The sequence below is a fragment of the Azorhizophilus paspali genome (assembly GCF_043587585.2).
In the GTDB taxonomy this organism is placed as follows: domain Bacteria; phylum Pseudomonadota; class Gammaproteobacteria; order Pseudomonadales; family Pseudomonadaceae; genus Azotobacter; species Azotobacter paspali.
On sequence record NZ_CP171449.1, the window covers coordinates 110,784 to 130,617 of the forward strand.

Below are 19,834 nucleotides of genomic sequence, written 5' to 3' on the forward strand. Positions count from 1 at the left end.
CATGTCATACCGCGATTCGGTTCATGTAGCTGGAGAACCCCTGCAGGTAGCGGGGGATCGGCATCAGAAAGGCGTCGTGGCCCTGTGGCGCGTCGATCTCCAGGTAGCTGACGTTCTTGCCGGCGGCGATCAGCGCGTCGACGATCTCCCGCGAGCGGGCCGGCGAGAAGCGCCAATCGGTGGTGAAGGACATCAGGCAGAAATCGGCCTGGGCCACCGCCAGGGTTTTCGCCAGATCGTCGCCGTGCGCGGCGGCCGGGTCGAAGTAGTCCAGCGCCTTGGTCATCAGCAGGTAGGTGTTGGCGTCGAAACGCCCGGAGAACTCCTCGCCCTGGTAACGCAGGTAGCTCTCCACCTGGAACTCCACGCTGTGGAAGTCGTAGTTGAGCTGGTCGGTCTTCAGCTCGCGGCCGAATTTCTCGCCCATCGCATCGTCCGACAAGTAAGTGATGTGGCCGACCATGCGCGCCAGTATCAGCCCACGCTTGGGGATCACCCCGCGCTCCTGGAAGTGACCGCCGTGGAATTCCGGGTCGGAGAGAATCGCCTGGCGCGCCACCTCGTTGAAGGCGATGTTCTGTGCCGACAGCTTGGGCGCCGAGGCGATGGCCAGGCAGTGGCGGACCCGCTCGGGGTAGCTGATGGTCCACTGCAGGGCCTGCATGCCGCCGAGGCTGCCGCCGATCACCGCGGCCCATTGCTGGATACCCAGGGCATCGGCCAGGCGCGCCTGGCTGTGCACCCAGTCTTCCACCGTCACCACCGGGAAGTCCGCGCCATAGGGGCGGGCGGTCGCCGGGTTGAGACTGCCGGGGCCGGTGGAGCCGTTGCAGCCACCGAGGTTGTTCAGGGCGACGACGAAGAAGCGCCGCGTGTCGATAGGCTTGCCGGGGCCGATGCAACTGTCCCACCAGCCGGGCTTGCGGTCCTCGGGACTGTGGTAGCCGGCGGCATGGTGATGGCCGGACAGCGCGTGACAGATCAGCACCGCATTGCTGCGTGCCGCGTTGAGTTCGCCGTAGGTTTCATAGACCAGTTCGTAGTCGCTCAGGCTGCGTCCGCAGGCAAGCGTCAAGGGTTCGCTGAAGTGCAGCATCTGTGGGCGAACCAGACCGACAGAATCTTCGGGAAAAGCCAATCGCAGGCCCCTGCTCTCGCAAAAAAGAACGCCAGTCTAGGGCCTGGCATCGATTATTTCCACGCTTGCGTCGCCGTCTGGAGTCCATTTTTCGCCAAGGACGAAAGCGTCACGGCGGCGGGCGTGCGAGTCGCTCAGGCGTTCGGTCGCGGTGCCAGGCCGGGCAGCGCCGGAAGCTGCTGGGGCCGGCGGATGCGCACCCGCTTCTGGCGGTTCGACTCGCCGCTTTCCAGGCTCACCTGGCTCCTCGGCACACCGAAGATGTCGGCGAGGAAGGCCAGCAGGTGGGCGTTGGCCTTGCCCTCCACCGGCGGGGCGGTGAGGCGGATCTTCAGGCGCTCGCCATGCAGCCCGGCGAATTCGTCCTTGCTGGCCTTGGGCTGCAGGTGGCAGGCGAGGATCAGGTCCTCGCCGTCCCAACGGTACCAACTCATCAGAGGAAGGGGCTGAGCGCCCGCGGCATGCCGCTCATGGCGGCGAGGTTGTTGATCACTAGCATGTCGATCAGGTTCAGCGCGATGAAGGCGAAGATCGGCGAGATGTCCAGGCCGCCGAGATTCGGCAGGACGCGGCGGATCGGCGACAGCAGGGGCTCGCAGATCTGGTTGACCAGTTGCGCGGCCGGGTTGTAGCTGCCGGGAGCGACCCAGGACAGGATCACGCTGACGATCAGGGCGAAGAAGAACACCTTGAGGAACAGCGAGGTGACGCCGATCACCGACCAGACCAGCAGCGGCATCAGGTAGCCGCCGACGCCATAGCCCATCAGCAGTAGGACGCCGATCATCAGCGCCAACTGGACCAGGATGGCCAGCGCCAGGGAGGCTAAGTCCAGTCCGCCAAAACCGGGAATGACCCGTCGCAGCGGCTTGAGCAGCGGCTGAGTGGCCTTGACCACGAACTGGCTGAGGGGATTGTAGAAGTCGGCGTGCACCAACTGGAGGATGAAGCGCAGCAGGACGATCAGCAGGTAGAGGCTGCCGAGGGTCTGTACGAGGTAGATGATCGCAGTGTTCAATCCGTTCATCGAATCAAGGTTCCTTATCAGCCCAACTGTTTGGCCAGTTCGGCGGAGCGTCGGGCGGCGGCGTTTAGCGCCTGCTGCACCAGGGCTTCGAAGCCGCCGGCCTGGAAGGTATTGATCGCCGCCTCGGTGGTGCCATTCGGCGAGGTCACCCGGCGACGCAGTTCGGCGGCGTCGACGCCGCTTTCGGTGGCCATGCGCGCCGCGCCCAGGGCGGTCTGCAGGGTCAGTTGCACGGCGCTGCCGTGCGGCAGGCCAAGCCGTTCGCCGGCGGCGGTCATGGCTTCCATGAGCAGGAAGAAGTACGCCGGGCCACTGCCGGAGACGGCGGTCACGGCATCGATCAGGCGTTCCTCGTCGAGCCACAGGGCCAGACCGACCGCGCCTAGCAAGCGTTCGGCCTGCTGGCGCTGGGCGGCGGACACCCGGGCGTTGGCGAACAGGCCGCTGGCGCCCTGGCGCAACAGCGCTGGCGTGTTCGGCATGCAGCGTACCAGCGGCCGCTCGCCCAGCCAGGACTCCAGGCTGGCGCAGGTGATGCCGGCGGCGATGGAGACGATCAACTGCTCCGGGCGCAGGTGGGCGGCGAGCGTCTGGCAGACCGACTTCATCACTTGCGGCTTGACCGCCAGCACCACCAGGTCGGCACCGGCGACAGCCTCGGCGTTGTCGGCGAACAGCTCGATGCCGTGTTCGGCGGCAATGCGCGCGCGCCGCTCGGCGCTCGGGGCGCTGGCGCGGATCGCGCTGGCCGGCACGCCCTCGGCGAGCAGCCCGCCGATCAGGCTGGCGGCCATGTTGCCGGCACCTATGAAGGCGATGCGGGGGTCGGTCATGGGAGACTTTCCTTCTGTCTAACGGGAAGGCTGCCCGTAGTCGCGGGCGCCGAACAGGGCGGTGCCGATGCGGACCCAGGTGGCGCCTTCGGCGATGGCGGCCTCCAGGTCGTGGCTCATGCCCATGGAAAGGGTGTCGAGATCGAGGTCGAGGCGCTGGCCGAGGCTTTCCTTCAACTCACGCAGGCGGGCGAAGGGCGCGCGTTGGGCGGTGGGGTCGTCGCTCGGCTCGGGAATCGCCATCAGGCCGCGCAGGCGTAGGTTGGGTAGTTCCGCCACAGCGCCGGCGAGTTCCGTCAACTCCTCGGGTTCGCAGCCGGACTTGCTCGCCTCGCCGCTGACGTTCACCTGCAGGCAAATGTTCAGGGGCGGGAGGTGCGCCGGACGCTGCTCGGACAGACGCTGGGCGATCTTCGCCCGGTCGACCGAATGGACCCAGGCGAAATGTTCGGCGATGGCGCGGGTCTTGTTGGACTGGATCGGCCCGATGAAGTGCCAGGTCAGCTCCAGATCGGCAAGTTCGGCCTGCTTGGCCAGGGCCTCCTGCAGGTAGTTCTCGCCGAAGTCGCGCTGGCCGCAGGCGAAGGTTTCGCGCAGGACGCTCGCCGGCTTGGTCTTGCTCACGGCCAGCAGGCCCACCTCCTGCGGGGCGCGACCGGAAGCTTGCGCCGCCTCACGGATGCGCGCGCGAACCTTTGCAACACTTTCTAAAATGCTCGACATCTTGTTCCGTTTCCTGCCCGGGCGACCGGCTGTCGCGGCATTCTACCCGCTTGTTGGCGATTGGGGACCCCCATGGACATTACCGAACTGCTCGCCTTCGGCGCCAGGCAAGGCGCGTCGGACCTGCACCTTTCCGCCGGCCTGCCGCCGATGATCCGCGTCGACGGCGACGTGCGCCGCATCGACCTGCCGCCGCTGAACCACAAGCAGGTGCATGCGCTGATCCACGACATCATGAACGACAAGCAGCGCAAGGATTACGAAACGTTTTTCGAAACCGACTTCTCCTTCGAGATGCCAGGCGTGGCGCGCTTCCGGGTCAACGCCTTCAACCAGAACCGTGGCGCCGGCGCGGTGTTTCGCACCATTCCGTCGCGCGTCCCGAGCATGGACGAACTGGGGATGGACGAGGTGTTCAGGAAGATCGCCGAGGTGCCGCACGGCCTGGTGCTGGTCACCGGCCCCACCGGCTCGGGTAAGTCGACTACCCTGGCGGCCATGCTTGACCACCTGAACGGCAGCAGGCACCAGCACATCCTCACCATCGAGGACCCGATCGAGTTCGTCCACGAGCCGAAGAAGTGCCTGATCAACCAGCGCGAGGTGCACCGCGACACCCTGGGCTTCGCCGAGGCGCTGCGTTCGGTGCTGCGCGAGGACCCGGACATCATCCTGGTCGGCGAGATGCGCGACCTGGAAACCATCCGTTTGGCGCTGACCGCCGCGGAAACCGGTCACTTGGTGTTCGGCACCCTGCACACCTCCTCGGCGGCCAAGACCATCGACCGGGTGGTCGATGTGTTCCCGGCGGAAGAGAAGGCGATGGTCCGCTCGATGCTCTCCGAATCGCTGCAGGCGGTGATCGCCCAGACCCTGCTGAAGAGGGTCGGTGGCGGCCGGGTGGCGGCCCGCGAAATCATGGTCGGCACCCCGGCGATCCGCAATCTGATCCGCGAGGACAAGGTGGCGCAGATGTACTCGGCGATCCAGACCGGCGGCTCGCTGGGCATGCAGACCCTGGACATGGCGTTGAAGAGCCTGCTGTCCAGGGGCGCGATCAGCCGCGCGAGCGCTCGCGAGAAGGCGAAGATTCCCGACAGTTTCTAGACCGGCCGCGCCTTCGGGCGTGGGACGGGCGACCACGGCCATGGAGATCATCAAGTTCTTCCCTGCCGACCGTTACAAAAATGCGCGGAAAGCCCCGTACTTCTAGTGCGGGGATGAATAGCGCGGGAGGCGAAGCCTCCCTATAGCGGCTTCGTCTGCTGCTCGATGTATTGCTTGACTACTGCAAGAGGAGCGCCGCCGACGCTGCCGGCAAAATAGCTGGGGCTCCACAAGGCATTGCTCCGGTATGCCGGGGCGACCAGCTCAGGATGTAGCTGCTTCATTCGGCGGCTGGATGCGCCCTTCAAGCTGTTCACCCGCTTCGAGAGAGCCACCTTCGGTGGGTATGTCACCCGCAGGTGAACGTGGTCGGCCCCACCATTGAATTCCTGAAGCTCGGCCTCGAAGTCATGGCATACCTTGCAAAACAGGGTTTCCAATGTTTCGAGGTGTACGGACGAAAACAGGCGCCCTCTGCACTTGGTCACAAAGACCAAATGAGCATGAAGCTCGAAGACGCAGTATCTGCCTGTACGTATTGCTGTATTCTGTTTCATAGACCAAGTATAGTTGAGCGCATGAAGCAGACCAAGACCCTCAAGTTCGTGTTCGAGACAAGCACGCGCCGCTACTTCGGCAGATGGCCCACGGCGTGAATTTCGTTTGGAATTATCTGAACGCACTCGGCTCCCGAGCCATTCGGGAGCGCGGTCTGTTTCCGTCCGCCTATGACATGGACCGCTACACCCAGGGCTCCGGCAAAGCGCTGGGGCTCCATTCCCAGACGCTGCAAGAGGTGTCGCGGGAATACGCCACGCGCCGTAAGCCGTTCAAGAAGGCTTGCCTCAACTGGCGCCAATCAAGTGGTGCCCGTCGCTCGCTGGGCTGGATTCCCTTCAAATCAGGCGCCGCTCAATGGAAGAACGGGCAGGTCTGCCACAACGGCCACTGCTTCAAGGTGTAGGACAGCTACGGTCTGGGCCAGTACCGTTTTCGCTCGGGCAGCTTCAGCGAGGACGCGCGGGGCCGCTGGTACTTCAACGTTGTCGTCGAGATCGATGTGCAGCCGTCGCTCGGCCAGGGGGCGGTCGGTATCGACCTGGGGCTCAAGGACGTAGCCACCTGCAGCGATGGCACGAAGCTGGAGAACGGCCGCTTCTACCGCGATTTGGAAGCGAAGCTGGCCATTGCCCAGCGCGCCGGCAAGAAGGCTTGCACCAGGGCCATTCACGCCAGGATCGCCAACCGCCGCAAGGACGCCCTGCACAAATTCAGCCGGCAACGGGTGAACCGGTACGGCGAAATTCACGTGGGCGATGTATCGCCCACGAAACTCGTGAAGACCCGGATGGCCAAGTCGGTGCTCGATGCCGGTTGGGGCCAGTTGAAGACGATGCTGGAATACAAGTGCGCTCACGCAGGCATCGTCTTCAAGGTGGTCGGCGAGGCGTACACCACCCGCACCTGTTCGTCCTGTGGCTCGCTCAGCGGCCCACAGGGCGTCGACGGACTGCGAATAAGGGAATGGATCTGCTGTGAGTGCGGTGTCGCTCACGACCGTGATGTGAACGCGGCCAGGAACATTCTCGCGGCCGGGCATGGCCGTCCAGTGGTGGGAATTCCCATCCTTTAGGGCAGGGGAGAATGTCAACATCAGGTGCGGATAGACCTGTCGCTGAACCTGTGCGCCATCGGCGCCCAGGTTGATCCCGATCCCGGACGGCAAGGGGCGCAGGGCGGTGATCGAGGCGCTGACCGATACCCCGCTGGTCGTCGACTCGAGCCGCATGGGCGAGCGCCACGGGCTCGATGCGATGATGAAGCGCTCCACCGAACACGGCATGCAGACCTTCAAGGCGCTGTACCAGCTTCATGGACAGGGCGAGATCACCTACGAAACAGCCCTATGGCTCGCCCCTCTATGCGACACCTGCGCTCGGCCTCCGGACGGAAATCGGCTCCGGGCCGCCTGAAAACGCTTTGCTCTTTCTGCATGGCCGGTTGGGCCGCTCGGCAAGCGGCTATGCCACGGCTCGCGCAATCTTCCCCGTCGGTATCCAGTGGGCATTCCATGCGCTTGCCCTGGGCCGGGATACTTGTCGCCAGGGGTACTTTCGCCCATCCTCAATATCTTTTTGGAGACTCGTCATGCAGGTTCAGGACACCCACAGCAAACTCATCGGCTACCTGTTGTGGATCTTCGGCTTTCTTGGCGCGCACCGTTTCTATTACGGCCGGCCGCTGACCGGGACGATCTGGTTCTTCACCCTAGGCCTGCTCGGTATCGGCTGGCTGATCGACCTGTTCTTGATCCCGTCGATGGACCGCGAGGCGAACCTGCGCTTTCATGCCGGCTCCACCGACTACAACATCGCTTGGCTCCTGCTGACCTTCCTCGGCGTCTTCGGCGTGCACCGCATGTACCTGGGCAAGTGGCTCACCGGCCTGCTCTATCTGCTGACCGGCGGGTTGTTCCTGATCGGCGTGCTCTACGACTTCTGGACGCTGAATGAGCAGGTGTCCCTGCGCAACGCCCAGCGCGGTCAATGATTCCCCGAAGGGGCGGGCCCGCCGACAAGCCTGGCTGCCGCGCGGGCATGCCCGCGATCAGGCCTGATAGCTGATCCGTCCGTCGAGCAGGGTGTAGCGCACCGCGCCGGGCAGGACGTGGCCGATGAACGGGCAATTGCGTCCCTTGGACAGCCAGCGTTCGCCGGCCAGGGTGGCGGCCTCGGGGTCGAACAACACCAGGTCGGCCGGGGCGCCGGCGGCCAGGCTGCCCACCGGCAGGCGCAGGGCCTGGGCCGGACCGCTAGTGAGGCGCGCGAGCAGGGTCGGCAGGTCGAGCACGTTCTCCTGGACCAAGCTGAGCGCCAGCGGCAGCAGCAGTTCGACGCTGCTGATGCCGGGCTCGGTGGCGCCGAACGGCGCCAGCTTGGCATCCGCCTCGTGAGGCTGGTGGTGGCTGGCGATGGCCTGGATGGTGCCCTGGCGCACCGCGTCGCGCAGGCCGTCGCGGTCGGCGCGCGAGCGCAGCGGCGGCTGTACGTGGTAGAGGCTGGAGAAGTCGGCCAGCGCCTCGTCGGTGAGGATCAACTGATACAGCGCCACGTCGGCGCTCACCGGCAGGCCGCGGGCCTGGGCCTCGGCGATCATCCGCGCGCCGCGGGCGCTGGAGAGTTGGCTGAAGTGGGCGCGCACGCCGGTCTGCTCGACCAACAGCAGGTCACGGGCCAGGGCCACGGTTTCCGCCGTTTCTGGAATGCCCGCCAGTCCCAGGAAACCGGCCATGGGGCCCTCGTGGGCGAGGCCGTCCTCGGCGAGAGCGGCATCCTGGGAGTGGAATACCACGGTCAGGTCGAAGGTCGCCGCGTATTCCAGGGCGCGGCGCAGGTGGCGGTTGCTGGCGAAGCTGGCCAGACCGTTGCCGAAGGCGACGCAGCCGGTGTCGCGCAGGGCGACCAGTTCGGCCAATTGCTCGCCGGCCAACTCCCGGGTCAGGGCGCCGATCGGGAAAACCTTGGCATGGCCGGCTTCGCGGGCGCGGTCGAGGATCAGCTCGGCAACCGCCGGAGAGTCCAGCACCGGTCTAGTCAGTGGCGGGCAGCACAGGCTGGTGACGCCGCCGGCGGCCGCGGCGCGGGTTTCGCTGGCGATGCTGCCCTTGCGGCCGTAGCCGGGCTCGCGCAAGGCGGCCGATAGATCGACCAAGCCGGGCGCGGCGATCAGGCCACGGGCGTCGAGGGTCTCGTCGGCCTCGAAGGCGGTTGGCGCCTGGCCGACGGCGGCGACCCTGCCGTCGGCCAGATAGAGGTCGGCGACCCGGTCCAGGCCGCTGGTGGGGTCGATGAGGCGGGCGCCGAGGATACGGGTACGCATCAGATCTGCTCCTCGGATTCGGAATTGAACTGGCGCTGCGCGGTCTGCCCGCTCATGGCCATGGACAGCACCGCCATGCGCACGGCGATGCCATAAGTGACCTGGTTGAGGATCACCGACTGGGCGCCGTCGGCCACCGCCGACTCGATTTCCACGCCACGGTTGATCGGTCCCGGATGCATGACGATGGCGTCCGGCCTGGCCCGCGCCAGGCGCGCAGTGGAGAGGCCGTAGAGCCGGTAGAACTCGCCCTGGCTGGGCAGCAGGCCGCCCTGCATGCGCTCGCGCTGTAGGCGCAGCATGATCACCACGTCAACGTCCCGGAGGCCTTCGTCCAGGTCGTAAAAGACGCGCACGCCGTACTGCTCCAGACCCATCGGCAACAGGGTCTTCGGGCCGATCACGCGGATGTCCGGGCAGCCGAGGGCGCGCAGGGCGAGCATGTCCGAACGTGCCACCCGCGAATGCAGGATGTCGCCGACGATGGCCACCGAGAGGTTCTCGAAGCCGCCCTTGTGGCGGCGGATGGTCAGCATGTCGAGCATGCCCTGGGTCGGGTGGGCGTGGCGGCCGTCGCCGCCGTTGATCACCGCCACGTCGGGACAGACGTGCTCGGCGATGAAGTGCGCGGCGCCGGAGTCGGCATGGCGGATGACGAACATGTCGGCGGCCATCGCCTCGAGGTTGCGCAGGGTATCGAACAGAGTCTCGCCCTTGCTGGTCGAGGAGGTCGACACGTTGAGCGTGATCACGTCGGCGGACAGCCGCTGAGCGGCCATCTCGAAGGTGGTGCGGGTACGCGTGGAGTTCTCGAAGAACACGTTGCAGACGGTCCGGCCGCGCAGCAGCGGGACTTTCTTCACGGCGCGGGTACCGACCTCGAGAAAGGAGTCGGCGGTGTCGAGAATCTCGGTCAGTAGCTCGCAAGATAGACCGTCGAGCGAGAGGAAGTGGCGCAGCCGGCCCTGATCGTTGAGCTGCAGCGGGCGCTTGGCGTCGTTCGGCGTCATTGCGGGGACTCTTTTAGGGCCTGTCATCACTTATTTCTCTGGTTGCGTTGCTGCCTGAAATCAGCCCAGACAAGGCGCAGCCTGTAGGCAATGGCCATTTCCTTGCCAAAGGCTGCAACGCCGTATGGGCTGATTTCAGGCGCAACCCGAAGGGGCGGGTCTGTTTTGGCACAGTGCTGCGTTGTTCGTCGTTCATTTGGAATAACCAAACCTCTCTCCTCACACCTTGCCCTGTGCCAAAACAGGCTCCGTCGCAACGTGAGAAATAAGTGATGACAGGCCCTAGGCAAGAACCTGACGCTCGAGGGCGAGCGGTGCGGGGCCGAGCAATTTTACCCGTTCGTCGGGGGCAAGCGACAGGGTCTGGCCGACCACGTCCGGGCGGATCGGCAGTTCGCGGGCGTCGAGATCGAGCAGGCAGACCAGGGTCACGCTAGCCGGGCGGCCGTAGTCGAACAGTTCGTTGAGGGCGGCGCGCACGGTGCGGCCGGTCATCAGCACGTCGTCGACTAGCACCAAGTGTTGGCCTTCGACTTCGAAGGGCAGCGCGGAAGGACGGACCTGCGGGTGCAGGCCGCTCTGGGTGAAGTCGTCGCGGTAGAAGGACACGTCGAGCACACCCAGCGGCTCCTCGCTGTCGAGGGCGTCCAATAGCGCCTGGGCGACCCAGACGCCACCGGTATGGATGCCGACGAAGCGCGGCGTGTCGATGCGATGGGCCTGTAGGTGGCATTTCAGCTCGGCGGCCATCCTGGGCAGCAGCGCGGCGGGATCGGGCAGGGTCATGGGTGGTCTCCTCGAGGGCGCTGCGGGCCGCGGCGCCGTGGTTTCAGTCGGCCGGGCGCTCGGCCAGCCAGCCTTCCAGTAACAGGGCGGCAGCCAGGGCGTCCACCGGGCGCTGACGGTAGCCGTCGCGCTGGCCTTGGGCCAGGCGATAGCCCTTGGCTTCGAAGGTGGTCAGGCGTTCGTCGTGGGTATGCACCGGCAGGCCGAAGCGGCCGTGCAGGCGGCGGGCGAAGCGCTCGGCGCGCTCGCTCATTTCGCTCGGCGTGCCGTCCATGTTCAGTGGCAGACCGACGACCATGGCGTCCGGTTGCCACTCCTTGACCAGTTGCTCGACCCGGTTCCAGTCGGGCACACCGTTCTGCGCCTTGAGCACGCACAGCTCGCGGGCCTGGCCGGTGATCGCCTGGCCGACGGCGACGCCGATCTGCCGGGTGCCGTAGTCGAAGCCGAGCAGCAGGCGCGGCCCGCTCATGCGTGGCCGGCCTGGGAGGTCAGCAGGGCGAGGTTGATGCCCAGGCGGGCGGCGGCGCCGGGTAGGCGCTGCTCGACCGGGGTATCGAAGAGGATGGCGGGATCGGCTGGGCAGGTCAGCCAGGCGTTCTGCAGCAGTTCGGCTTCCAGTTGACCGGCATCCCAGCCGGCATAGCCGAGGGCGATCAGGCAGCGTGCCGGACCGCTGCCGTCGGCGATGGCCAGCAGCGTGTCCTGGGAGGTGGACAGCGCCAGTTCGCCCAGATTTAGCGTCGCCTGGAAGCTGTAGCCGGGCTCGTGCAGGACGAAGCCGCGGTCGGTCTGCACCGGGCCGCCGGTGTAGATCGGCAGGGCGCTGCGGTCCTCGCGGGGCGGACTGTCCGGACGCAACTGGGCGAGCACCTGGCTGAGGTCGAGTTCGCTCGGGCGGTTGACCACCAGGCCCATAGCGCCCTGATCGCTGTGTTCGACCAAATAGATCAGGGACTGGGCGAAGTTGGGATCAGCCAGGTGCGGCATGGCGATCAGGAAGTGGTTCTTCAGGTACTGGGGGGCTGTATTCATTTTCATCGGCCTAGTTTCGAGCTTCGGGGCGCAGGCTTCAAGAGTGACACAGGCCGGTGCGGCGAGTCTGCACGATCGATCCGGCCAGAGCGCGTCAGTTGCTCGATAGCCGGTCGCCGCGCTCGAAACGCCAGGTGCGGATGATTTCCAGCCGGTCGATATCGGCCAGGTCCCCGGTGAAGGGGGCATAGGGCGCGGCCAGGCGGACGATGCGCTGCGCCGCCTGGTCCAACTGGGGCTCGCCGGAGGACTCCAGGACTTGCACCTCGTAGAGGGTGCCGTCGCGGTTGATCGACACCAGCAGGCGCAGATGGCCGTAAAGGTGCTGGCGACGGGCGTCCTCGGGGTAGTTGAGGTTGCCGATCCTTTCCACCTTGCGGCGCCATTCCTCCTTGTACCAGGCGCCCTTGTCGCGCATGGTCGAGGCCGCGTTGAGGCGGTGGACCCGCGGACGCTTAGCGTAGCGCTGGGTTTCCTCGGCCAGTTCGGCCTCCAGGCTGGCGATCTCGCTGGACAACTGCGCGCTGTCGAAGGTTGGCGTCGCCGGGAGCGGTGGCGCCGGCTTGGCCGGCTCGTGCTTGACCGGCGCCTTTTCCGGCCGTGGCTTGCGCGTCGCCAGCGCGGCCTTCGGTTCCTGCTTGGGGGCTGCTGGCGGCGCTGCGGGCGGTGGCGCGACCTGCTCGATCTCGGTGTCCTGGAAGGGCGCGGTTTCGCTGGTCTTGGGCTCGGCCTTGTGCTCCAGGGTGCCGCTGCCCTGCTGGTCGTCCTGGGCGAGGAAGTCGGCCTCCTTGGGCTTTTCCTCGCTCTTGAAGGTGGCCAGGGTGATCTCCAGGGTCTTGCTGGCCTCGGCGGGCTTCGGCAATTCAAAGCTGATACCGAGGATCAGGGCCAGGTGCAGCAGCGCGGCGAGGACCAAGGGCAGGCCCAGGCGATCCGCGGGACGGACGCCTTGGCGGGCGAGTACGGGCGGAGGAGAGGCTGCGGTCATGGATCTTTCGGTTAACTACGGATTGCCGCGCAGTCTGCCGAGGGGGCGGCGAAAAGTCCATGAACTAGGCGGTAGCTTCGTCGCCCCGGCGGCTAGCCCCTGGCCGCCAACCGCTGGGCAATCGTATCCATCAGGCGCTCGCCGATGCGCGTGTCGTAGGCGTTGTCGATCTCGCGGATACAGGTCGGGCTGGTGACGTTGATCTCCGTCAGGTGCTCGCCGATCACGTCGAGTCCGACGAACAACAGGCCGCGCCGGCGCAGTTCGGGACCGACATGGGCGGCGATCTCGCGGTCGCGCTCGGTCAGCGGCTGGGCCACTCCGCGGCCGCCGGCGGCGAGGTTGCCGCGGGTCTCGCCGGGGGCCGGGATGCGCGCCAGGCAGTAGGGAACCGGCTCGCCGTCGACCATCAGGATGCGCTTGTCGCCATCCTTGATCGCCGGCAGATAGCGTTGCGCCATGATCTGCCGGGTGCCGTGCTCGGTCAGCACTTCCAGTATCACCGACAGGTTGGGGTCGCCCTCGCGGTGGCGGAACACCGAGGCCCCGCCCATCTCGTCCAGTGGTTTGAGAATGACATCACCGTGCTCGGCGGCGAACTCGCGCAGAATATCGGCACGCCGGCTCACCAGGGTCGGCGGCGTGAACTGCGGGAACTGCGTAGCGAAGAATTTCTCGTTGCAGTCGCGCAAGCTCTGCGGCCGGTTGACCACCAGGCAACCGGCTTTCTCGGCGAGTTCCAGCAGGTAGGTGGCGTACACGTATTCGCTGTTGAAGGGCGGGTCCTTGCGCATCAGGATCACGTCCAGGTCGCCCAGCGGGGTGTCGTTCTCCTCCTGCAGCTCGAACCAGCGCGCCGGGTCGTCGAACACCCTGAGAGGACGCATCCGCGCCCGTGCCTCGTTGCCGCGCTGGTAGAGATCCTGCGGTTCCATGTAGTGCAGCGACCAGCCGCGTGCCTGCGCACTCTGCAGCATGGCCAGCGAGCTGTCCTTTTTGAAGGAAATCTGCGCGATGGGGTCCATGACGATCCCGAGGCGAATGCTCATGGGGTGTCCTCCAGGGAAAGGCGGCCGGGAGCGGCCGGGATGCGAAGAGCGGAAAAGACCCAGATTGGCGTCGGCTCGGCGCCCGGTCAAGAAAACCTTGAGCGGATACACGTTGGGGAGCGAGCTTGCCGAAAGGTCCCGGCGCTGGAGCGATCCTTTGCCGGCGAGTCCCTGGTGGCCTGGGAGCAATGCGTGGTCGGCGGCTAGGAGGCCGGTAGGTGGATATGGAACATCATTCCGACAGTTTGAAGGTCATGGTGATCGACGATTCCAAGAGAGTTCGTCGCACCGCGGAAACCCTGCTGAAGAAGGTGGGGTGCGAGGTCATCACCGCCGTGGACGGCTTCGATGCCCTGGCCAAGATCGCCGACGGCCATCCGCGGATCATCTTCGTCGACATCGTGATGCCGCGCCTGGACGGCTACCAGACCTGTACCCTGATCAAGAACAACAGCGCATTCAGGTCCACGCCGGTGATCATGCTGTCCTCCAGGGACGGCCTGTTCGACAAGGCCAAGGGACGTATCGTCGGTTCCGAGCAGTATCTGACCAAGCCCTTGGGCAAGGAAGAGCTGCTGGGCGCGATCAGGACCCACGTGCCCGATTTCGTCCCGCTGGAACGAGCATCCTGAACGCCGGCCGCGCCGCCTTATTCCGCATAGGGAAATCCATGGCTCGAATCTCGAACTCCGATGGTCGATGATTCGCCGACCGGGATATAAGAGCTGGCCACGATACCGTGCTGGAGGCGCTCTACGCGCATCGTGCCGACGGTGGCGAGCCGGCGGGTCTCGAATACGCCGGCAAGCGCCATCTCGGCGATCGGTCCGGAAGCCGCTCGTGGCTGACGCGCTTTCGGCGGTCCACCAAGGGACGAGCGGAGCGAGTCATGCTCGTTTGCCGCTCGTAAATTCCGTTTTTCAGCCGATCTCGCCTTGCCTTGTCGGATCGCGAACAGGTCTTGGCGCCGAAGCGCTCAGAAATCCCCCCACAACTGCTGGGCCACGCTCAACGCCACAACCGGCGCCGTCTCGGTGCGCAGTACCCGCGGACCGAGGCGGGCGGCCTGGTAGCCGGCACGTCGCGCCGTGTCCACTTCCGTCTCGGACAGGCCGCCCTCGGGGCCGATCAAAAAGGCCAGCGAGGCCGGCCGGGCATGGCTGGCCAGAGGCTCGGCGAACGGGTGCAGGACCAGCTTCAGTTCGGCCTCGATACCCTTCAGCCAGTCTTCCAGCGGTGTTGGAGGGTGGATCGCCGGCAGCACCGAGCGGCCGCATTGCTCGCAGGCGCTGATGGCGATCTGTTGCCAGTGGGCCAGGCGCTTGTCGGCGCGCTCGTCCTTCAGGCGTACCTCGCAGCGCTCGCTGAGCAGCGGGGTGATTTCCGCCACGCCCAGCTCGGTGGCCTTTTGGATCGCCCAGTCCATCCGCTCGCCACGCGACAGGCCCTGGCCCAGATGGATGCGCAGCGGCGATTCGGCCAGGCCGGGAAGCTGTTCGCGCAGCTTTACCCGCACGCTTTTCTTGCCCACCTCGACCAGTTCGCCGCGGAACTCCCGGCCGCTGCCGTCGAACAGTTGCACGGCATCGCCCAGGGCGAGCCTGAGCACGCGGCCGATATAGTGGGCCTGGGCTTCCGGCAGATCGAGGAGGCCGAGGGCGAGGGGGGCGTCGATGAAGAAGCGGGACAGGCGCATCGGGTCATCCGGTCGGCAGGAAAAAGGCCTGCAAGCTTAAACGCTGATAGCGGCGGACTTGTAGTGGCTTGCCGCGGGCGGAGAATCCTGCGAAAAACCGTGGTGGCCTGGGCGGTTCAAGAGGAAAAGGAGTGGCGATGTTCGAGATCCGGCCGTGGAGTCCCGAGGAGTACCGGGCGCAGACCCGCAAGAGCAGCCTGATCGTGGTGGCGATCTTCGCCGTGCTGGGGATGGGCTTGTCGACCCTGGCGGTGCAGTCGTTCGGCACGCCGGGCGGCGACAACCTACGCTACAACCTCGCCGGGGTGATCGCCGGAACGATCCTCACCGGCGCGATTCTGCGCCGCTATCTGAGCCGGCAGCCGTGGATGGCGGCGGCGGTGTACGGCTGGCGGCTCAGGCGTAGCCTGATGAGCATCACCAACGCCATGCACTGCGTCGAGCGGGGCGTGGCCGCCGGCGATCCGCTGGCCATGCGGCTGCTGTGCTTTTACCACTTGGGCATCGCCCAGATGTACCGGCTCGACGGCAACTCCAGTGCCCTGAGCCAGATGCTCGACGAGATCGACCGGCACAAGGCGTCGATGGCGGCGAAAGGGCTGGATACCGAGCAGACTCGCCTGCATTCTGGCTGGGTCGAAGAGGTGAAGGCGGCCTTCCCTGCACGCGGGAAATAACCCCGGAGAAAGGCTGTTCGTCCGCGCATGCGCCGGAGCAGGCAAGACGGACGTGGCCGGACCGGCTTCAGCCCGGATCGCGGAAGGTCTGCGGCCCGCCGGCCGGTAGCGCCACGCCGATTGCGTCACGGGTAGCCAGGTCGATGCCCTCGCTGGCCACCTCGGCGAGGAAATCGATCTGTTCCGGGGTTATCACGTAGGGCGGCAGGAAGTACACCACGCTGCCCAGTGGGCGCAGCAGGGCACCGCGGGAGAGTGCGTGCTCGTAGACCTTCAAGCCGCGCCGCTCCTGCCAGGGATAGGCGACCTTGCCGGCCTTCTCGGCGACCATCTCGATGGCCAGGGCCATGCCGGTCTGGCGTACCTCGGCGACGTGCGGGTGGTCCTTGAGGTGTTCGGTGGCTAGGGCCATGCGCGCGGCCAGGGCCTTGTTGCGCTCGATGACGTCGTCCTGCTCGAAGATGTCCAGGGTCGCCAGGGCGGCGGCACAGGCCAGCGGGTTGCCGGTGTAGGTGTGCGAGTGCAGAAAGGCGCGCAGGCTGGCGTAGTCGTCGTAGAACGCCCGGTAGACGATGTCGGTGGTGAGCACCGCGGCCATCGGCAGGTAGCCGCCGGTGAGCGCTTTGGACAGTACCAGGAAATCCGGGACGATGCCGGCCTGCTCGCAGGCGAACAGCGTGCCGGTGCGGCCGAAGCCGACGGCGATCTCATCGTGGATCAGGTGCACCTCGTAGCGGTCGCAGGCTTCGCGCAGGAGTTCGAGGTAGACCGGGTGGTACATGCGCATGCCGCCGGCACCCTGGATTAGCGGCTCGACGATCACCGCGGCGATCTCGTCGCGATGCTCGGCCAGGGTCCGCTCCATGTGGGCGAACATCGCCCGCGAGTGCGCCTCCCAGCTCATCCCCTCCGGGCGCAGGTAGCAGTCCGGGCTCGGCACCTTGATGGTATCGAGCAGCAGCGCCCTGTAGGTGTCGGTGAACAGCGCCACGTCGCCTACCGACATGGCCGCCACCGTCTCGCCGTGGTAGCTGTTGGTCAGGGTGACGAAGCGCTTCTTGCCCGTCCGCCCGCAGTTGCGCCAGTAGTGGAAGCTCATCTTCAGCGCCACCTCGATGCCCGAGGAGCCGTTGTCGGCGTAGAACACCCGCGACAATCCCGCCGGCGTAATCGCCACCAGGCGCTCCGAGAGTTCGATGGCCGGCTGGTGGCTGAAGCCGGCGAGCATCACATGCTCCAGGCTTTCCAATTGTTCTCTGATCCGCGCGTTGATCCGCGGGTTGGCGTGGCCGAACACATTGACCCACCAGGAGCCGACCGCATCCAAGTAGCGCTTGCCGTCGAAATCCTCCAGCCAGACGCCTTCGCCGCGGCGGATCGGGATCAGCGGCAGGCGTTCGTGATCCTTCATCTGGGTACAGGGATGCCAGAGCACGGCGAGGTCGCGCTGCATCCAGTCGGCGTTGAGGCTCATGGGCGCTCTCCTGGAAAACATCGGCGAGAGCCTAGCAGAGCCGCGCCGCGCTTTCTGCCCGGCAATGGGCATGGCTGGCTGCTAACAAGGCGCTCGCGTATGCTCGCCTCGCCGCGCACGGGGGTGCCCGGCAACTCTTTGAATCGGGGGCGAAAAACATGTTCCGGAGCTGGCTGCGGGGGACCGCACTTGTCGGGATGGGGCTGTTCAGCGTGGTAGTGCTGGGCAAGGAGAAACAGCCGACGGCGCTAGTCGTCGGCGGCGGCCTGGCCGGTCTGGCCGCGGCCTGGGAGCTGCAGCGCGATGGTTGGCAGGTCACCCTGCTGGAGGCGCGCTCCGGCGTCGGCGGCCGTTCCGGCCTGGCCGGCGGCGAATGGATCGGCAGCGCCAAGGCCCAGCCGTTGCTCAACGACTACCTCGCGCGTCTCAAGTTGAAGACCCAGCCGGCGCCCGAAGCGGTACGCGGTACCGGCTACTTGATCGACGGCGCCTATTTCAGCGCCGCCGAGCTGGCCAGTCGGCAGCCGGCCACCGCCGAAGGCCTGAAGCGCTACGAGCAGGCGATCGACGCGCTGGCTGCATCGATCAAGGACCCGCTTGATCCGGCCTCCGACCGCAAGCTGTTCGCCCTCGACCAGGGCAACGCGGCGCGCTGGCTGGACGAACTGAACCTGCCGATCACCGCTCGCCAACTGGTCAACCAGCGCATCCGCTCGCACTACGACGAGCCGTCGCGCCTGTCGCTGCTCTATCTCGCCCAGCAGGCCCGGGTCTACCAAGGCATCGACGTCGGCGAGCTGCGCATCGCTCGCTTGCCCGGCGGCAGCCAGGTGCTCGCCCAGGCCCTGGCCAAGGAGCTGAAGACGGTCAAGACCGGCGTGCGGGTATCCGCCATCAGCCAGGACCGCACAGGCGTGACGGCCAAGGTCGGCGACGTCGGCTATAGCGCCGATTACCTGGTGATGGCCGTGCCGCTGCGCGCCCTCGGGCAGATCCAGTTCAGCCCGACATTGCCGGAACGGCATCGCAGCGCGCTGCAGAGCACCAATTACGGTTGGCACGACCAGTTGCTGCTCAAGTTCAAGAGCCCGGTATGGGAGAGCAAGGCGCGCCTGAGCGGCAACATCTACAGCAACCAGGGTCTCGGCATGCTGTGGGTCGAACCGGCGACCAAGGGTGGCGCCAACGTGCTGATCAACCTGTCCGGCGACAACGCCCGCCTGCTGAAGGCCTTCGGCGACCGCCAGGTGGCCGATCAGTTGCTGATCCGCCTGCACGAGCACTATCCCAAGGCGCGCGGCGCTTTCGCCGGCTACGAGATCCGCCGCTACAGCGGCGACAACGGCCTCGGCGGCGCCTACCTGGCCTACGGGCCGGGGCAGATCAGCCGCTACTGGCGGCTCTGGGAGCAGCCGCTGGAGCGTGTGGCCTTCGCCGGCGAACACACCGATCCGCTTTATCCGGGCACCCTGGAGGGAGCCCTGCGCAGCGGCCGGCGCGCCGCCGAGCAGTTGCGCGAACTGCATGCCGGACGGCCGGTAGCGGCACCGCAAATCACCCGCCTGGACCAGCCGGCACCGTCGCCGGCCGGGGCCGCGCTGGTGGCCGGGCAACCGGCCGAGGGCGAGCGCGGAACGGGCTTTTTCTCCCGCCTGACCCGACTGTTCCGCTGAGGAGCCGGGGGGCCGCCGGCACTACTCTTCGCGAGCGGCGTGGAATAGTGCCGGCGGCCCGGAAGCACGGCTCGCGCTCGCTCGACGATCGAGCGGTTCGATCCTTTCAAGCGAAAATTTCCACTTTAAATTGATGGATAAGCCGTTAGGCTGTGCGCATCCCCGAGTCAAGGAATGTCGTACATGCAATGGCGCAATTCCTCCCTTCGTTTCGGCCTGGTCGGCATCCTGCTGCACTGGTCGGTGGCGCTGACGGTCTTCGGCCTGTTCGGCCTGGGCCTGTGGATGCGCGGTCTGGACTACTACAGCCCCTGGTACCGCGCCGCCCCGGACATCCACAAGAGCATTGGCATCCTGCTGTTCCTGGTCATGCTGCTGCGCCTCGCCTGGCGCTTCGTCAGCCCGCCGCCGGAGCCGCTGCCCGGCCACGGCCCGCTGATCCGGCTGGGCAGCCGGATCGGTCACGCCTTGCTCTACCTCGGCCTATTCGCGCTGATGATCAGCGGCTACCTGATTTCCACCGCCGACGGCCGGCCGATTTCGGTGTTCGGCTGGTTCCAGGTGCCGGCGCTGCTCAGCGGCCTGCCCAATCAGGAGGACGCCGCCGGCGAGGTGCACGAACTGCTCGCCTGGGGATTGGTCGGATTGGCCATCGTGCATGCCCTGGCCGCCCTGAAACACCACTTCATCGACCGTGACGTGACGCTGCTGCGCATGCTCGGACGCGACACCCGCTAAG

At 66.3% G+C, this 19,834-nt stretch carries 23 protein-coding genes and 1 pseudogene; 9 read left to right on the forward strand and 15 right to left on the reverse strand.

The window, feature by feature from the left end; all coding sequences use genetic code 11:
- Nucleotides 1-4 precede the first annotated feature (4 nt).
- The 5 genes from metX to ACGI6K_RS00630 form a co-directional block, all read right to left on the reverse strand.
- Nucleotides 5-1,144 (reverse strand): homoserine O-succinyltransferase MetX, encoded by a 1,140-nt coding sequence (gene metX / locus ACGI6K_RS00610; protein ID WP_376943064.1) that lies wholly within the window; start codon nt 1,142-1,144, stop codon nt 5-7.
- Nucleotides 1,145-1,272: 128 nt separating this feature from the next.
- A complete protein-coding gene (locus ACGI6K_RS00615) occupies nt 1,273-1,572 on the reverse strand; it encodes a DUF167 domain-containing protein (protein WP_376943044.1) in 300 nt (99 codons plus the stop codon).
- On the reverse strand, nt 1,572-2,165 hold the full coding sequence (locus tag ACGI6K_RS00620) for a YggT family protein (RefSeq protein ID WP_376943046.1): 594 nt from the start codon (nt 2,163-2,165) through the stop codon (nt 1,572-1,574). The genes ACGI6K_RS00615 and ACGI6K_RS00620 overlap by 1 nt, the downstream gene beginning before the upstream one ends.
- A gap of 17 nt (nt 2,166-2,182) precedes the next feature.
- The gene (proC, locus tag ACGI6K_RS00625; RefSeq protein WP_376943048.1) at nt 2,183-2,998 is read right to left on the reverse strand and encodes a pyrroline-5-carboxylate reductase; all 816 of its coding nucleotides are present in this window, start codon (nt 2,996-2,998) and stop codon (nt 2,183-2,185) included.
- A gap of 18 nt (nt 2,999-3,016) precedes the next feature.
- Entirely contained in the window at nt 3,017-3,721 is a 705-nt protein-coding gene (locus tag ACGI6K_RS00630; RefSeq protein WP_376943050.1) for a YggS family pyridoxal phosphate-dependent enzyme, read from the reverse strand.
- 72 nt (nt 3,722-3,793) lie between these two features.
- Here ACGI6K_RS00630 and ACGI6K_RS00635 point away from each other — a divergent pair, with 72 nt between their 5' ends.
- Entirely contained in the window at nt 3,794-4,828 is a 1,035-nt protein-coding gene (locus ACGI6K_RS00635) for a type IV pilus twitching motility protein PilT (protein WP_376943052.1), read from the forward strand.
- A 140-nt stretch (nt 4,829-4,968) separates the two neighbouring features.
- On the opposite strand, the gene tnpA is transcribed toward ACGI6K_RS00635, so the two are convergent.
- Entirely contained in the window at nt 4,969-5,385 is a 417-nt protein-coding gene (gene tnpA / locus ACGI6K_RS00640) for an IS200/IS605 family transposase (protein ID WP_376943054.1), read from the reverse strand.
- Nucleotides 5,386-5,468: 83 nt separating this feature from the next.
- On the opposite strand from tnpA, the gene ACGI6K_RS00645 reads away from it, so the two are divergent.
- The 4 genes and pseudogenes from ACGI6K_RS00645 (at nt 5,469) to ACGI6K_RS00660 (ending at nt 7,378) form a co-directional block, all read left to right on the forward strand.
- Nucleotides 5,469-5,792: a hypothetical protein gene (locus ACGI6K_RS00645; RefSeq protein WP_377968946.1), complete on the forward strand. Its 324-nt coding sequence runs from the start codon at nt 5,469-5,471 to the stop codon at nt 5,790-5,792.
- Between the two features lie 96 nt (nt 5,793-5,888).
- Nucleotides 5,889-6,461 (forward strand): RNA-guided endonuclease InsQ/TnpB family protein, encoded by a 573-nt coding sequence (locus tag ACGI6K_RS00650; protein ID WP_377968947.1) that lies wholly within the window; start codon nt 5,889-5,891, stop codon nt 6,459-6,461.
- A gap of 18 nt (nt 6,462-6,479) precedes the next feature.
- Nucleotides 6,480-6,735, forward strand: a pseudogene (locus tag ACGI6K_RS00655) (type IV pili twitching motility protein PilT); the annotation flags it as partial.
- Nucleotides 6,736-6,976: 241 nt separating this feature from the next.
- The gene (locus tag ACGI6K_RS00660; RefSeq protein ID WP_376946387.1) at nt 6,977-7,378 is read left to right on the forward strand and encodes an NINE protein; all 402 of its coding nucleotides are present in this window, start codon (nt 6,977-6,979) and stop codon (nt 7,376-7,378) included.
- A 57-nt stretch (nt 7,379-7,435) separates the two neighbouring features.
- On the opposite strand, the gene ACGI6K_RS00665 is transcribed toward ACGI6K_RS00660, so the two are convergent.
- From ACGI6K_RS00665 to gshB, 7 genes are all read right to left on the reverse strand, one after another.
- The gene (locus ACGI6K_RS00665) at nt 7,436-8,707 is read right to left on the reverse strand and encodes a dihydroorotase (protein ID WP_376946385.1); all 1,272 of its coding nucleotides are present in this window, start codon (nt 8,705-8,707) and stop codon (nt 7,436-7,438) included.
- Nucleotides 8,707-9,717: an aspartate carbamoyltransferase catalytic subunit gene (locus ACGI6K_RS00670; RefSeq protein WP_376946383.1), complete on the reverse strand. Its 1,011-nt coding sequence runs from the start codon at nt 9,715-9,717 to the stop codon at nt 8,707-8,709. The genes ACGI6K_RS00665 and ACGI6K_RS00670 overlap by 1 nt, the downstream gene beginning before the upstream one ends.
- A gap of 282 nt (nt 9,718-9,999) precedes the next feature.
- Nucleotides 10,000-10,503 carry a bifunctional pyr operon transcriptional regulator/uracil phosphoribosyltransferase PyrR gene (gene pyrR, locus ACGI6K_RS00675; protein WP_376946381.1) on the reverse strand — a complete coding sequence of 168 codons (504 nt, stop codon included), beginning with the start codon at nt 10,501-10,503 and terminating at the stop codon, nt 10,000-10,002.
- Between the two features lie 43 nt (nt 10,504-10,546).
- On the reverse strand, nt 10,547-10,975 hold the full coding sequence (gene ruvX / locus ACGI6K_RS00680) for a Holliday junction resolvase RuvX (protein WP_376946379.1): 429 nt from the start codon (nt 10,973-10,975) through the stop codon (nt 10,547-10,549).
- Entirely contained in the window at nt 10,972-11,538 is a 567-nt protein-coding gene (locus tag ACGI6K_RS00685; protein WP_376946377.1) for a YqgE/AlgH family protein, read from the reverse strand. The genes ruvX and ACGI6K_RS00685 overlap by 4 nt, the downstream gene beginning before the upstream one ends.
- 94 nt (nt 11,539-11,632) lie before the next feature.
- Nucleotides 11,633-12,526 (reverse strand): energy transducer TonB, encoded by an 894-nt coding sequence (locus ACGI6K_RS00690; RefSeq protein WP_376946375.1) that lies wholly within the window; start codon nt 12,524-12,526, stop codon nt 11,633-11,635.
- 92 nt (nt 12,527-12,618) lie between these two features.
- Entirely contained in the window at nt 12,619-13,575 is a 957-nt protein-coding gene (gshB, locus tag ACGI6K_RS00695) for a glutathione synthase (protein ID WP_376946373.1), read from the reverse strand.
- 224 nt (nt 13,576-13,799) lie between these two features.
- Here gshB and pilG point away from each other — a divergent pair, with 224 nt between their 5' ends.
- A complete protein-coding gene (gene pilG, locus ACGI6K_RS00700; RefSeq protein ID WP_376946389.1) occupies nt 13,800-14,207 on the forward strand; it encodes a twitching motility response regulator PilG in 408 nt (135 codons plus the stop codon).
- A gap of 344 nt (nt 14,208-14,551) precedes the next feature.
- Here pilG and ACGI6K_RS00705 read toward each other — a convergent pair whose 3' ends face one another.
- Nucleotides 14,552-15,271: a 16S rRNA (uracil(1498)-N(3))-methyltransferase gene (locus ACGI6K_RS00705; protein WP_376946371.1), complete on the reverse strand. Its 720-nt coding sequence runs from the start codon at nt 15,269-15,271 to the stop codon at nt 14,552-14,554.
- 137 nt (nt 15,272-15,408) lie between these two features.
- Here ACGI6K_RS00705 and ACGI6K_RS00710 point away from each other — a divergent pair, with 137 nt between their 5' ends.
- The gene (locus ACGI6K_RS00710; RefSeq protein ID WP_376946369.1) at nt 15,409-15,948 is read left to right on the forward strand and encodes a DUF3087 family protein; all 540 of its coding nucleotides are present in this window, start codon (nt 15,409-15,411) and stop codon (nt 15,946-15,948) included.
- A 67-nt stretch (nt 15,949-16,015) separates the two neighbouring features.
- Here ACGI6K_RS00710 and ACGI6K_RS00715 read toward each other — a convergent pair whose 3' ends face one another.
- Entirely contained in the window at nt 16,016-17,422 is a 1,407-nt protein-coding gene (locus ACGI6K_RS00715) for an adenosylmethionine--8-amino-7-oxononanoate transaminase (protein WP_376946367.1), read from the reverse strand.
- A 158-nt stretch (nt 17,423-17,580) separates the two neighbouring features.
- Between ACGI6K_RS00715 and ACGI6K_RS00720 the strand changes: the two genes are divergently transcribed.
- Nucleotides 17,581-19,095, forward strand: a complete 1,515-nt coding sequence (locus tag ACGI6K_RS00720; protein WP_376946365.1) for a flavin monoamine oxidase family protein — start codon at nt 17,581-17,583, stop codon at nt 19,093-19,095.
- A 183-nt stretch (nt 19,096-19,278) separates the two neighbouring features.
- Nucleotides 19,279-19,833, forward strand: a complete 555-nt coding sequence (locus ACGI6K_RS00725) for a cytochrome b (RefSeq protein WP_376946363.1) — start codon at nt 19,279-19,281, stop codon at nt 19,831-19,833.
- The last annotated feature ends 1 nt before the right edge of the window (nt 19,834 follow it).

Bases quoted from the DNA above. Each gene is read 5' to 3' on its own strand.
- pilG (WP_376946389.1), top strand. From the start codon at position 13,800: ATGGAACATCATTCCGACAGTTTGAAGGTCATGGTGATCGACGATTCC.
- pyrR (WP_376946381.1), bottom strand. From the start codon at position 10,503: ATGACCCTGCCCGATCCCGCCGCGCTGCTGCCCAGGATGGCCGCCGAG.
- ACGI6K_RS00710 (WP_376946369.1), top strand. From the start codon at position 15,409: ATGTTCGAGATCCGGCCGTGGAGTCCCGAGGAGTACCGGGCGCAGACC.
- ACGI6K_RS00685 (WP_376946377.1), bottom strand. From the start codon at position 11,538: ATGAATACAGCCCCCCAGTACCTGAAGAACCACTTCCTGATCGCCATG.
- ACGI6K_RS00670 (WP_376946383.1), bottom strand. From the start codon at position 9,717: ATGACGCCGAACGACGCCAAGCGCCCGCTGCAGCTCAACGATCAGGGC.
- ruvX (WP_376946379.1), bottom strand. From the start codon at position 10,975: ATGAGCGGGCCGCGCCTGCTGCTCGGCTTCGACTACGGCACCCGGCAG.
- ACGI6K_RS00725 (WP_376946363.1), top strand. From the start codon at position 19,279: ATGCAATGGCGCAATTCCTCCCTTCGTTTCGGCCTGGTCGGCATCCTG.
- ACGI6K_RS00615 (WP_376943044.1), bottom strand. From the start codon at position 1,572: ATGAGTTGGTACCGTTGGGACGGCGAGGACCTGATCCTCGCCTGCCAC.
- ACGI6K_RS00705 (WP_376946371.1), bottom strand. From the start codon at position 15,271: ATGCGCCTGTCCCGCTTCTTCATCGACGCCCCCCTCGCCCTCGGCCTC.
- ACGI6K_RS00720 (WP_376946365.1), top strand. From the start codon at position 17,581: ATGTTCCGGAGCTGGCTGCGGGGGACCGCACTTGTCGGGATGGGGCTG.
- gshB (WP_376946373.1), bottom strand. From the start codon at position 13,575: ATGAGCATTCGCCTCGGGATCGTCATGGACCCCATCGCGCAGATTTCC.
- ACGI6K_RS00645 (WP_377968946.1), top strand. From the start codon at position 5,469: ATGGCCCACGGCGTGAATTTCGTTTGGAATTATCTGAACGCACTCGGC.
- proC (WP_376943048.1), bottom strand. From the start codon at position 2,998: ATGACCGACCCCCGCATCGCCTTCATAGGTGCCGGCAACATGGCCGCC.
- ACGI6K_RS00620 (WP_376943046.1), bottom strand. From the start codon at position 2,165: ATGAACGGATTGAACACTGCGATCATCTACCTCGTACAGACCCTCGGC.
- ACGI6K_RS00635 (WP_376943052.1), top strand. From the start codon at position 3,794: ATGGACATTACCGAACTGCTCGCCTTCGGCGCCAGGCAAGGCGCGTCG.
- ACGI6K_RS00660 (WP_376946387.1), top strand. From the start codon at position 6,977: ATGCAGGTTCAGGACACCCACAGCAAACTCATCGGCTACCTGTTGTGG.
- ACGI6K_RS00665 (WP_376946385.1), bottom strand. From the start codon at position 8,707: ATGCGTACCCGTATCCTCGGCGCCCGCCTCATCGACCCCACCAGCGGC.
- ACGI6K_RS00690 (WP_376946375.1), bottom strand. From the start codon at position 12,526: ATGACCGCAGCCTCTCCTCCGCCCGTACTCGCCCGCCAAGGCGTCCGT.
- ACGI6K_RS00715 (WP_376946367.1), bottom strand. From the start codon at position 17,422: ATGAGCCTCAACGCCGACTGGATGCAGCGCGACCTCGCCGTGCTCTGG.
- ACGI6K_RS00630 (WP_376943050.1), bottom strand. From the start codon at position 3,721: ATGTCGAGCATTTTAGAAAGTGTTGCAAAGGTTCGCGCGCGCATCCGT.
- tnpA (WP_376943054.1), bottom strand. From the start codon at position 5,385: ATGAAACAGAATACAGCAATACGTACAGGCAGATACTGCGTCTTCGAG.